Below are 12,044 nucleotides of genomic sequence, written 5' to 3'. Positions count from 1 at the left end.
TCGTTTGCATAAGTTTACATTCTTTTTATCGACAGCGGGTGTTTTAACAGAAATTGACCTTGTTTTGCCCAAATTTTATTTAATTTTTCATGCCGAGGCGGACTATAATATGTCTAACTTATTGTTAAGGGCTTAATTTTTCATAAATTTTTTTGAAAGCAGGCTTTCTTAGAGATTATGTCGGGTTTCGTTCATAATGAGAATCGTAATTCTGGAGGATTCTGATGAAAAAAATTGTGTGGGTACCGCTTGTGTTGTCTTTCGTTCTCCTGATTTCGTTTTCGCCGGCGCTGGCGTTCGAGAACGCGTTCCAGCCGGCGCTTCAGGACATGGGCGAACTGATGGGCGTCTTTGGTTTGGATTCATCTCCAGCGATTGAAGCGAGTTCGGGATTTTTGGATGGGGTTCTGGACTATTTAAAGGAATTCGCGGGAGGAACATTAGAAAATGTAGTAGGCCACGGTATATGGGATTTGATTAATGGGGTTTTTAGGCCAAAGAAATCTGTCTGGGAAGAGCACAAGATGACGATTATCGTCGCGCTGGTTGGGGCGGCGATCCTGATCGGGATGATCCTCTATGACCGGTCGCAGAAGCGCGGCGGCTCCGGCTCGCGCCGTTCGCGGCAGGATCCGTTTTCGTTTGACGACCGCGATGACGATATTTTCAGGTCGGAAGGACGAAGCTCCTCCCGATCGAGCCGGTCGCGGGGCGGATCGATGACGTTTCAGGACGACGATACGGATCTTTTCGGCGACGGTCGCTCTCCTTCCCGACGTCCGTCGGGATCGCCGTCGCGGGCCCGTCTCGTCGGAATTGAAGGCGATTACGCGGGCCAGTCCATCCCGCTTTCGGGCCAGATGCTGACGATCGGGCGGTCGCGCGAATGCAGTCTGGTCATGCGCAATTACGTGAAGGGAATCAGCAAGAAGCACTGTGCGATTCGTTACAGCGCCAGCCACGGCGCGTATCAGGTCGTGGATATGGGGTCGACGTACGGGACGTACCTGAACGGGCGGAAGATCGAGCCGCGCGCACCGAAGACGCTGAAGCGAAACGACGTGATTTATCTGGGTTCGAAGCGGGTGGGCTTCCGGGTCGGATAGATCGCGGGGCGGAAGAAGCGAAAGGATAGGGAGGATGTCTATGCCGAAGGCGAAGCGGTTGAACGGGATATGGGGCGGAAGGGCGCGGCGGGCGCTGGGCGCGGCGATAATTGCAATGGTTCTGGTTTTCGCGCGGGCGCTCGCCGCGCTGGGGCAGGGGCAGGAGCCGCCGGAATACCCTCATTTTATTCAGGAAATTATTGACGCGTATGAAACGAAGATTTATGGCGACGAAAATCTGAAGGCTGACGAAAAAAAACAAAGAATAGATGGGATGAAAGCATATGTGGATACAGACAAGGAATTATGTTTAAAGAGGGCTTTCGATTGCTGGATTATGTCTGCCTCGGATAATCAGGATTCTGGTGATTTTTTTTCCTCTCCAGAATTTGAGAACCTTTTTTTTCAACCGGTAGATCTGAGCTCTGGAAATAATGCAGTGAACCAAAATTGTATTAAGATGCCGAGCGAGTGGTATTACTTCAAAGTATATGAAAATTGTATAAAAGAAAATTATCGTGGTATATCCTCGTCTGACGATAAAAGCTTTGATCCTCACCGCTTCTTTGTCAGCGAGCTTGCGTGGATGATTGACCAACGGAATCCTGGCATGTCTGACCTTTATTCAACATTAGACGAAGTGTATAAGATGGTGAATCCTCATAGTATGCCTACACCGGACGCGACATTTGTGCCTTCAGATACCCCAGATCCTTCTAAAACTGAGCAAGCCAGGGTTGCATTGGCCCAAACGGAATCCGCGAGGACACAAGCGGAACAGGCTCAAATTGCAACTGAAACCGCACAGGCTCAAACTGCACGGGCTATTTGGGGTGATGGAAATCATTCTGTACAATCTGCACCGTCCAATGGCGCGCCAGGTGCGGACATTCTCTCAACAGGTAATCCTGAATCTGTACAGAATCAGGATTTTCAGAATCCAGAAGTTGAAGAAGGGCAAGGATTGAACCTGGCACCTATCGGACCGGCAGGGAATGAGAATGGCTCGGACGAAAACATATATCCACCTGCGCCAACGCCAACGCCAATCCCGACGCCAACGTCGACGGCGACGCTGACGGCCCGCCCCATTGAAACCACTGTGCCGGGAACGGGCAGTGCAGATATCAACCCTTTGGAAACGAGCGATACAGGCGTTCCAACACGTGGCGGGATCTGGGATAAAATTAAAAAATATCTTCGAGAATTAATCATCGCAGCGGCAGGACTGGTGGGGATCGGCGCGGTCTGGACGCTGATCCGGAAGCGGAAGCGCCGCCCGGCCCGTCCGGAGCGGATCCGCCCGGCGGCGGCACGACCCGCTCCAGTACGACCTGCCGCGGCGCCGGAAGCGCGGGATATCCGGGAGCCGCGGGAAAATCGGACGCTTCGGCTCGAAGACGGGGTCGGGACCGATCCGAAAACGATGGAGATTCAGGCGATGAGCGCTTTCCTGAAATTCGATTTTGGAAACATGCAGCATCAGGGGCGGCGGGATTATCAGGAAGACTCATTCGGTTTTTCGGATATCTCCGATCCGGAACTGGTCGCGAAGCGCGGAATTCTGGCGATCGTCGCGGACGGAATGGGCGGGCTTAAGAACGGGAAATCGATCAGCGAGCGGGCGATCGGGAAGTTCCGAAAGGCGTTCCTGAATTTTTCTCCGGCCGGAAATATCCCGCGGCAGCTATCTTCTCTCGTCGCAGAGACGAATCATGATATCTACGAAACGGATCGTCAGAAGGGCGGGACGACGTTAATCTGCGTCTATATTTACCGGAACGGGATGTACTGGGTCAGCGTCGGCGACAGCGCGATTTTCCTCTTCCGTCAGGGCCGGCTTTACCAGCTCAACAAGGAGCATAACCGCCTGAACGAACTGTACCTGAAATTCATGTATCGCGAGATTACGAAGGAACAGCTCATGGCCGAGCCTTCGCTTCAGGGGCTGACGTCGAATATTGGGCGGCGCGAACTGCGCGATCTGGATCAGAACCTGACCGGGCTGCGGCTGCAATCCGGCGATCGGATCCTGCTCTGCACCGACGGGGTCAGCGGCCGGCTGACCGAGAAGGAGCTTCTGGTCGCGATGAGCCAGGGGACGGCGCAGGCCTGCGCGGACGCGATGAAGAGCATGGTTTTAAAGAAAAACGCACCCAAACAGGATAATTTAACCGCTGAAGTTATTTGCTGCGATTAGCGAGGAACGATGAAACTGTCTACTTTTTTATTTACCAATCCTGGAACCCACACGCCGAACGAAGACGCGCTCGAATTTTTCGCCGACGGGAATCTGGGCGTCTGGGCGCTGGCGGACGGACTGGGCGGGCACGCCCGCGGGGAACTGGCTTCGCAATACGCGGTCAGAACGATCCGGTCGCTTCCGATCGGAGAGGCGGAGCTCACGAACGAGGCGATCGAAGCGGCGTATCAGGGGATCAATTCGTACGTTTATTCTCAGAACGGCCCGCGGACGACGCTCGTCAGCGCGTTTTTGAAAGAGGGTGTCTTTCGCTTCGCGAATGTCGGCGATTCGCGCCTCTATTATTTCCGTAAAGGCGAACTTTTCCAGCGGACCGCCGACCACAGCGTCGCCTACGCCGCCTACGCTTCCGGCGAGGTGAACTATGGGGATATCCGGTTTCATCCCGACCGGAGCCGGCTTGTCCGCGCGATCGGAACGAGCGAAAAGGTCCAGCCGCAGCTCTATCCCGCGATCGATGCCGCGGCGGGCGACGCTTTCCTGATGTGTTCCGACGGATTCTGGGAATATCTTTTTGAAACGGAGATGGAAATCGATCTGCTGAAATCGCGTCAGCCTAAGGATTGGGTTGACTTTATGTTGCTGCGTATCGTTCGTCGACTCAAGTCGGAAAGCGATAATTTTTCGGCCATTGCGGTCATGATTCAATAAAAATGGAGCTTGCCATGAAAAAAAGGATACTGTGTCTTGTTGTTTCGCTGACGGTTATTTTCCTGCTTTGCGGATTTCAGTCGAACAGCGACGTCGTTCGCGTTGGGAATATTTATTATTCCTCGAAAAACGTCCAGATTTATTTCAACGATCCGACGCATGTCGTCGACGCGACCGAACCGTTCGTGACGATCGACGATTCCCCGCTTCAGAACGTCAGTTTTGAACAGATCGGGAAGAATACCGACTATCCGATGACGATCCTGTTCCTGGTCGACCTGAAGAAGAATAATTATTTTCTCGAACGGTCGCGCGCGAAGGAAATTATCGAACGCTTCATGGACTCGACGAAGAACGACCTCGGCGAAGGACGGACGCGAACGTATTTCGTTATCCCGTTCGGAGACCGCGTTGAAGGCGCGTATAACCCGGAAGAAAATTCGCAGGCGTTCTCCTATACGGCGGAGGATTCCGATTATTTCGCCGCGCTTTCGGAGGGGATCGCTTTCCTCGCGCAGCGGCGCGAAACGAAAATTCAGGAGTATCAGGCGATCGTCCTGATTACCGACGCGACGACGCATTCCGAAAAAAAGATTTCCAAGCTGAATTTGAAAAACGCGTTGAAGGAATATGGAATCCCGGTGTACGCCGTTGTTCATAATGATAAGGACAACATGACAAAGCAGGAGCATGTCGACCTGATGCGCGAGATTACCGACAGCTCGAGCGGAACGACGCAGCGCGCGCGCGAATACAACGACGGGAATCAGAAGGTTGTCGATAATATTGTTGTTGAGATGCTCCGGTCGTACGTCCTGACCGGACAGCTTCAGCAGGATTATATCGGGCTGAAGCCGAATCCGGAGGACACGTACCAATTGACGCTGCGGTTCGGGACGCGAGGATCGGAAACCGCGTCGGCGGTCAAGAAGAACGCGAAGATCCGCGGTCTGTATAACGACGTCATGACATATGCGCAGGAGCTGACCGCTGTGGCCCAGTCGCTGACGGCGACGGCAGAAGCGCAGATGACGGCGACGGCAGAGGCTGAGATGACGGCGACGGCAGAGGCTGAGATGACGGCGACGGCAGAGGTTGAGATGACGGCGACGGTAGAGGCTGAGATGACGGCGACGGCTCAGGTGATGCTGGAACCGTCGGAATCTTGGCTGGATGGTTCGACGACGCTTTTCGGATATACGGTTAAAAATAAAATTCTGATCGCGATTGGAGCGGGGCTGGTCGGGCTGGTCCTGCTGGCGGTTATTCTCTTTACGCGGGGTGTCCGCTCCGAGAGGAGAGACGCGCGGGACGATTACGATTGGGACGACGAGGGCGCCGATATTCCGCCGACCGTGACGGACATGGTTCCCGACGGAATTGCGAATCAGCTTTCGACCGTCGGCTTTGAGACGGAGGCGGACCGCGCGAAAGGCTCCTGCAATATCTCTTTTGAAAATATGGACCGGAGTCGGGTCGAAGCGCCGATCCGCGAATCGATTATCAGCGGCGGCGAAAAGACGTTCGGGCGTCGGACCGCTGAAGGAATCGTCGGGCTGAACGGCGACGAGAGTATTTCCAAGGTGCATTTCAAGCTGGCGTATCTCAACGATACGCTCTATATCGAGGATATGGCCTCCAGTAACGGCGTCGTTCTCAACGGGAACCGGATTCAGACGCGGGCGCGATTAAAGGATGGGGATATCCTGCTGATCGGGAAGACGACCTACCGGGTTCATGTGATCAGGTCTGGGATTTCGACCGCGGACGATAAGACGCAGCTGTATTTTTAGCGGCGGCGGTCATATGGACCTGCGCGAAGGCTGCGGATCGAAGCGATTCGTCAGTGCGGCGGTTCTGACAGGACGTGGGCTAAGGGAAAACGATGTTTGAAAAGGTTTGTTTCAATTGTTTTACGGCGAAGCGGAACGACGGGGCCTGTCCGGTTTGCGGGTTTGATAACCGGACGGGCGTCGGCTCGAACCAGAGCTGCGGCGTTTCGCTCGCGCCGGGGACGATTATCGGCGGGCGCTTTATCGTCGGAAAGACGCTGGGGCAGGGAGGTTTTGGGATTACTTATCTGTCCCTTGACCTGAAAACCGAAAAAATCGTCGCGATCAAAGAGTTCTTCCCGTCGCATCTCGTTTCCCGTCAGGAGACCGGTCTCAGGACCAATGTCCAGCCAAACTCAACCAAAGACGAAGATATCTTTCGCTATGGACTGAAAAAATTCAAGGAAGAAGCGGAGCTGTTAGCGACGTTCCGAAACCAGGAGCATATCGTCTCGGTCCATCGTTTCTTCTATGGGAATAATACCGGTTATTTTGTAATGGATTTTATTGACGGGATTTCGTTGAAAGATTATGTCCGGCGGATGAATGGACGGCTGCTGTATCCGGACGTGGTCGGGATTATCGATCCGATCCTGAAGGCGATCGCGTTTATCCATAGCAAAGGGCTGATCCATCGGGACGTCAGTCCGGATAATGTCTTTATCCAAAAAGACGGGACGGTTAAGCTCCTTGATTTCGGCGCGGCGCGATTCTTTACGCAGTCGAAGGGAAAGGCGATGACGACGATCCTGAAACCGGGGTTCGCACCCCCGGAACAATACACCTCGACCGGGAAGCAGGGCCCCTGGACGGATATTTACGCCGTGGCGGGGACGATGTATTACGCGCTGACCGGAAAGACGCCGCTCGATTCGCTTTCCCGGAAGCTCGACGATCAGCTGATCCGCCCGACGGCGGTCAATCCATCGGTCAGCAGGGCTCAGGAAGCGGTCCTGCTCAAGGGGTTGGCGATTGAGCCGTCCGAGCGATATGGAAGCGCGATGGAGTTCCGCGAGGCGCTGGTCCGATCGATCCAGCCGATTTTTTCCCGCCGGACGGTCGCAAGCCGGCGGCAAATGCCCGCTGCGCAGCCAGTTCAGGTTCGCGCTGGACAGCAGCCCGGTGCGGCTCCCGTTCCAGCGGCGATCCCGGCGGCCGCGCCGGTTGTTGAATTCGCGGCGGCGGAAGCGAATTTGCTCCCGGAGCCTGCGGAGACCGGGGTTGCGCAGCCGATCGTTGAAGGCAACGCACTATTCGACACTTTTTTCGAAGAAGAAGAAGAAGAAGAAGATATCCTGCGCGCCGAAGATGCCGGGGAGCGGGATGAAAACAGGATAGCGAGCCATCCGGAAATCTGGAACCGGCCGAACGAGACCCAAAAGGGGCTGTCGATCGTAGATTACGTTCTGTATGGATCGCTTGTTTTTATTGTTATTATGGTTATTATAATTCTGTTTAGTTGACAAGGAGTTATGTTATGGGTATCGTTCAATGTCCAAATGGTCACTTTTATAACAACGACGTTTTTGATCAGTGTCCGAATTGTAATGCGGATTCAATGACGTTTGGAAACAGCGACGCGCCGACGGTTCCGGTTTCGTACGGCGCGAGTGGAATGGATTTTTCATCGGACGTTTCGTCAGATTTTCTGTCGGACGTTCCTTCTTCGCTCCCGACGGATGCCATGTTCAGCGAAATGGCCGCTGAGAAAAAAGGCGCCGACGACAGCGGGCAGACGATCGCTTTCTATAATAAGGAAGAATATAAGATTGGGCCGGTGGCGGGTTGGCTCGTTTGTATCTCCGGTCCGGATAAAGGAAAGGATTACCGGATCCTGGCTGGGCGCAACCTGATCGGGCGTTCGTCAACGAATAAGTATCAGGTCAACCTGAGCGACATGAATATTTCGCGGACGGAAGCGGTCGCTTCAATCGCGTATGACGACCGCCATAACGAGTTTATCTTCGGCGCTGGATCGTATGGGAACCTGCTGCCTTTCGTCGATGGGGAGCCGTGCATGAATCAGCTTCCGATATCGGCGTACAGTCGGATCGAGATCGGGGAAACGACGATGTTGTTCGTGCCGTTTTGCGGAGCGCAGTTTACCTGGAAATCTGATTCGGAGAAGGATAAAAACGGTTCACAATCCGGATAAGCCCGCCGCTGCCGCGGGCGTCTTATGATTTCGTGATCGTTTCGTTTGAAATTGAGCATTGCTGAGATAGGACATTGTATGCCAACGAATGATACTGCTTTTCTGTTTGATTCGGCGAGGAGAAAGATTTGCCTGTCAGACGGAGAGTTTATATTCGGACGAAGTCCAGACGCTGATCTTGTGATCGACGACCAGAAGGTCTCGCGTCACCACGCTAAGATTCGGAGACGCGGGAGCCGGTTCACGATCATGGACCTGCAGAGCCGGAACGGAACGTTCGTGAACGGGAAGAAGGTTTTAGACGAGGTTTCGTTGTTCGCGAACGATCGTATTTCGATTATCGGGAAGTATTACTTCCTGTTTCAGGATTCGGATATTACGCTGACCGGTACGACGCCGCAGTTCTCGCTGGGGATCGTTCTCGACACGCGGACCGGGAACGTCTGGATCGAGAATACGTTAATCTCGCCGCCGTTGAGCCCGAATTGTTTCAGACTGTTGGAGCTTCTTTGTCAGGATCCGGGCCGGCTGTATTCGTACGAGGAGATCCATCGGTTTATCTGGCCTGATCTTGAATATTACGGTGAATCAGATCGGAACCGCTGTCATGTCGTCAAAAAACAGCTGCTTGACGTGCTGCGAAAGTATTCGCCGCGGGTTAACTGCGTACGTGTTGTCAGCAAGCGCGGTATGCGTCTGATCGATCCGAACGAGTGTGAATAATTTGACTGCCCGCGCAGGGGAAGGAATTGAATATGGATGAAATTTTGCGGGATCTGACGTTTATCATGCGGCACTGGCTGGAACCGGTTTCAGCCGCGAAATGGGTCGTAAAAAAAAGGAAGATGGGTTTGGCGTTCACGCTTTTCGCGATTATTCCGATCTGGGGTTCGCTTTTGTCGCTTCTATTCAGTATTGACAATGATAATATGGCGGGTATCGGGATCCGGGTATGGGCTTCCATACTGGTCGGATCTGTCCTGCTGGCGCTTGGGATTGCCTGGCTGATTTCCGCGACGTCGGGGTCGATCTTAGGTCGGGATATTCCGTTTGACTATGTTTTTTGCGCGTTGTCAGCGGCGCAGATCGCCGCGATTCCATTACTGGCGGTCGCGGTACTGTTCTCGAACCTTGCGCTGGGCTTCCGGTCTTTTTCCGTCGCCAATCTGGGAATCAGCGCGCTTGCGGTTGCTCCCGCCGCTTCGGCATGGCTCAGTATGGTGACGCTGATATTTACTTTCTTCGGGCTCGATAAAAATCGGATCGTGCGCGGAACGATTATCTATATCCTGATCGTCGCGCTGATTCTGGCTTTGGTATTAGCGTTATCCGGTGCGATTATGATCAATAATTTAAATAGTTTTTTGAGCTTCTGACGGAGCTATGCGGATGAAAACGATTGGACGGTACGAAATCCTGGGCGAACGCGGGCGGGGCGGAATGGCGATCGTATATAAGGCGCATGATCCGAAACTGGATCGGGTTGTCGCGATCAAGCTGATCCAGGCGAACGCGTTCGCGGCTAATATTTTCGGGCATATCCGGGCGCGGTTCGAACGGGAAGCGCGGGCTTTGGCGCGCCTGGACCATCCGAATATCGTAAAGGTCCTGGATTACGGAGAACATGAGGAAGCGCCCTACCTGGTTATGGAGTACCTGGAGGGCGCGACGCTGAAAGACGTGAAAAAGCCGCTGCGGGTGGAAACGGCGGTGCGATTAATCCGGCCAATCGCGGAGGCGTTAGCGTATGTGCATTCGGAAGGGCTGCTGCATCGGGACGTGAAGCCGTCGAATATCATGATCACGAAGCATGAAAAAGTCATGCTGACGGATTTTGGGATCGCGAAGTGGCTTGAAGAGGATGAGGATCAGAAAGGCCTGACGGGGACGGGCGTCGGCGTTGGGACGCCGGAGTATATGGCCCCCGAGCAGGGGTTAGGGAAGAAGACAGACGGGCGCGCCGACGAATATTCGCTGTCGATCGTATTTTACGAGCTGATAACCGGGCGAAAGCCGTTTACCGGCGATACGCCTTTGGAAATTCTCATGCGGCAGGCGAGCGAGCCGGTTCCCGATCCGCGCGAGTTTAATCCGGAATTGAGCGAATCGGTGAAACGGTTCATGGATCGGGCGCTGGCGAAAAAGCCTGAAGACCGGTATGCGGAGATGAAAGATTATCTGCGCGATCTGGACGGGCTCCGGTTGCAGGGGCTGGCGCTTCGGGCGCAGCGAGCAGCGCTGAAGAAGGATGCGGAAGCGACGGGACAGGGGACGAATGAAGCCGCGGCTGCCAAGCCTGAAAGCGCCGATGCGGCTTCTGCGGCACGAACGACGGCGAAGGATGCGGCCGCGCCGGATCGTAGCGGCGTTATGACGATTCCGGTCAGCCAGACGGCGGTTGAGGTCCTGCCGACGGATTCGGCGGAAAGCGGCGATAGTTCCGTGATGCTGCGGATGTCGGAGCTGCGGACGGTTCGGGCTGCGGCGGAGATGGCGACTGTTCCGGCGGAATCCGCTGAAAGGATGGCCAGCGAGGTTAAGACGCGCCCGTCCGCGCCGACGAAGGTAAATCGAAGTCGATATCGCATACCGATTGTAGTTTTGGGGGTGATTTTATTCGTTGCATTCGTTGGAAACCTGGTTCGTGTTTCTCGATTTAGCCGGCTTCCGTATGGTTTGGACGTCATTCCAGATGTAATTTCTGCTCATCTGTTCGAGAACGGTCTTCAGCTGGCCTCGACAGAAATGGCCGCGGGGTTAAAGAACGCGATGACGGTTGCGGCAGCCGTTCCAAGCGCTACGCTTACGCCTGCTGAGTCGAACGCCAGACCGATCCCTGCCTTGGAGACCGCTACGCTGGCGCCTGCTTTGAGCTCGGCATGGAATAGTTTGGCCGGAGTGGCTGGAACACTCGTTAAGAAAACGCCTGCTTTGACGAAAACGGCGATGAGTATTTCTCAGATTCAGGCGGAGTTTTTTGATCGGGAATATGAGAGTCAGGACGATTTCCTGCGGGCGTTTGACGACGCTTATGAAAAGATCAAGCAGGCTTCGAAGAAAATGCGGGCTGTTTCTGAATCGAGTCTCTCCCATATGGAAGACGATTATATTGAGACATACAGCCCTTCAACTTTAGACGATATCCGGAATTTTATTCTTGAAGCCAGTTTTATTAACCCATACGACGCATCCTTCCATTCCTGGGATTACGGCATGCTGTTCCGCGATGACGGTCCGAATAGCCAATACCGGCTTGTTGTCGATTCGGACGGGGATTGGGCTCTGTCCAACCATACTGGCTCGGGCGATGCAGCGGCTTTGAGCAGCGGGAGCCTCTCGAAGTTTTATTCCTATCAAAAGGGTGAAAAGAATACGCTGAAGTTAATCGTTACCGGGAGCACTGGGTTGTTTTTTGTGAATGACCAGTTTGTCTCGTGGCTGAATCTTTCAGATCGAACGAACAGCGGTCAGATTTCGCTTGGGACCGGATTTATGAATGGACATGAGGTTAAGGGGTATTCGACCCGGTTTGAGGATTTGGCAGTTTGGAAAATGACCGGTAATTTAAAGCTGGCGAGCGGAGATTGTAAACCCTGGAGCGCTGAGGGAATGGGCAGCTTATATAATATTTACAGCGCAACGCGAGGCACTTCTGATGGGATTACAGCTCTGGGCGGCGTCATGGCGGTGATCGAGCCTCCGGATTGGGCTATGAATCAGGATTGGGAAATTCAGGTTGAAGATGTGGGTCGTTTCTATTCCGATCGGTATTCTTGTCAACTGATTGATAATCGCTTTCATTGCGGCCCCTTTATTCTTAGCTATAACAGAAATCGGTTTTCGGAAGAAGATTATACGATTACGGTGTTCCCGAAGGGGCAGGGATGCTCCGTTCTCAAGGCTCATATTTCTTCAGGCCAGTTTACCGGTCTGATGGATGCGTATAGATAAAAAACGAGCAGGCAGATTCTGCATCCCGGATCAGTGTGATGACGTATGATAAATAGTGGATCGACGGTGGTCACCTATAGTTTCGC

Annotated in this window: 11 protein-coding genes; 10 read left to right on the top strand and 1 reads right to left on the bottom strand. The window is 53.8% G+C overall.

Translation table 11 applies throughout. The features are described 5' to 3' along the window. Positions 1-254 precede the first annotated feature (254 nt). Positions 255-1,106: a hypothetical protein gene (locus tag BEQ56_09325; protein ID AOH43656.1), complete on the top strand. Its 852-nt coding sequence runs from the start codon at positions 255-257 to the stop codon at positions 1,104-1,106. Positions 1,107-1,416: 310 nt separating this feature from the next. Here BEQ56_09325 and BEQ56_09320 read toward each other — a convergent pair whose 3' ends face one another. Next, positions 1,417-1,704: a hypothetical protein gene (locus BEQ56_09320; GenBank protein AOH43655.1), complete on the bottom strand. Its 288-nt coding sequence runs from the start codon at positions 1,702-1,704 to the stop codon at positions 1,417-1,419. Between the two features lie 190 nt (positions 1,705-1,894). Here BEQ56_09320 and BEQ56_09315 point away from each other — a divergent pair, with 190 nt between their 5' ends. The 9 genes from BEQ56_09315 to BEQ56_09275 all read left to right on the top strand — a co-directional run bounded on the left by BEQ56_09315 (position 1,895) and on the right by BEQ56_09275 (position 11,958). Then, complete coding sequence (locus tag BEQ56_09315) at positions 1,895-2,074, top strand: hypothetical protein (GenBank protein AOH43654.1); 180 nt, start codon at positions 1,895-1,897, stop codon at positions 2,072-2,074. Between the two features lie 167 nt (positions 2,075-2,241). Next, positions 2,242-3,306: a hypothetical protein gene (locus BEQ56_09310; GenBank protein ID AOH43653.1), complete on the top strand. Its 1,065-nt coding sequence runs from the start codon at positions 2,242-2,244 to the stop codon at positions 3,304-3,306. 9 nt (positions 3,307-3,315) lie between these two features. Further along, on the top strand, positions 3,316-4,020 hold the full coding sequence (locus tag BEQ56_09305) for a hypothetical protein (protein ID AOH43652.1): 705 nt from the start codon (positions 3,316-3,318) through the stop codon (positions 4,018-4,020). A 14-nt stretch (positions 4,021-4,034) separates the two neighbouring features. After that, positions 4,035-5,813, top strand: a complete 1,779-nt coding sequence (locus BEQ56_09300) for a hypothetical protein (protein AOH43651.1) — start codon at positions 4,035-4,037, stop codon at positions 5,811-5,813. 92 nt (positions 5,814-5,905) lie between these two features. Beyond that, entirely contained in the window at positions 5,906-7,315 is a 1,410-nt protein-coding gene (locus BEQ56_09295; protein ID AOH43650.1) for a hypothetical protein, read from the top strand. Between the two features lie 14 nt (positions 7,316-7,329). Then, on the top strand, positions 7,330-8,007 hold the full coding sequence (locus BEQ56_09290) for a hypothetical protein (protein ID AOH43649.1): 678 nt from the start codon (positions 7,330-7,332) through the stop codon (positions 8,005-8,007). Positions 8,008-8,256: 249 nt separating this feature from the next. Then, positions 8,257-8,730: a hypothetical protein gene (locus tag BEQ56_09285; protein ID AOH43648.1), complete on the top strand. Its 474-nt coding sequence runs from the start codon at positions 8,257-8,259 to the stop codon at positions 8,728-8,730. A 32-nt stretch (positions 8,731-8,762) separates the two neighbouring features. Continuing rightward, the gene (locus BEQ56_09280; protein ID AOH43647.1) at positions 8,763-9,383 is read left to right on the top strand and encodes a hypothetical protein; all 621 of its coding nucleotides are present in this window, start codon (positions 8,763-8,765) and stop codon (positions 9,381-9,383) included. A gap of 7 nt (positions 9,384-9,390) precedes the next feature. Further along, positions 9,391-11,958 carry a hypothetical protein gene (locus BEQ56_09275; GenBank protein AOH43646.1) on the top strand — a complete coding sequence of 856 codons (2,568 nt, stop codon included), beginning with the start codon at positions 9,391-9,393 and terminating at the stop codon, positions 11,956-11,958. The last annotated feature ends 86 nt before the right edge of the window (positions 11,959-12,044 follow it).

The sequence above is a fragment of the Anaerolineaceae bacterium oral taxon 439 genome, from assembly GCA_001717545.1.
Classification (GTDB): domain Bacteria; phylum Chloroflexota; class Anaerolineae; order Anaerolineales; family Anaerolineaceae; genus Flexilinea.
Note: the sequence above shows the minus strand (reverse complement) of the source record. Positions and strands in the feature narration are given on the sequence as shown.

Bases quoted from the DNA above. Each gene is read 5' to 3' on its own strand.
- BEQ56_09305 (AOH43652.1), top strand. From the start codon at position 3,316: ATGAAACTGTCTACTTTTTTATTTACCAATCCTGGAACCCACACGCCG.
- BEQ56_09300 (AOH43651.1), top strand. From the start codon at position 4,035: ATGAAAAAAAGGATACTGTGTCTTGTTGTTTCGCTGACGGTTATTTTC.
- BEQ56_09295 (AOH43650.1), top strand. From the start codon at position 5,906: ATGTTTGAAAAGGTTTGTTTCAATTGTTTTACGGCGAAGCGGAACGAC.
- BEQ56_09290 (AOH43649.1), top strand. From the start codon at position 7,330: ATGGGTATCGTTCAATGTCCAAATGGTCACTTTTATAACAACGACGTT.
- BEQ56_09285 (AOH43648.1), top strand. From the start codon at position 8,257: ATGGACCTGCAGAGCCGGAACGGAACGTTCGTGAACGGGAAGAAGGTT.
- BEQ56_09280 (AOH43647.1), top strand. From the start codon at position 8,763: ATGGATGAAATTTTGCGGGATCTGACGTTTATCATGCGGCACTGGCTG.
- BEQ56_09275 (AOH43646.1), top strand. From the start codon at position 9,391: ATGCGGATGAAAACGATTGGACGGTACGAAATCCTGGGCGAACGCGGG.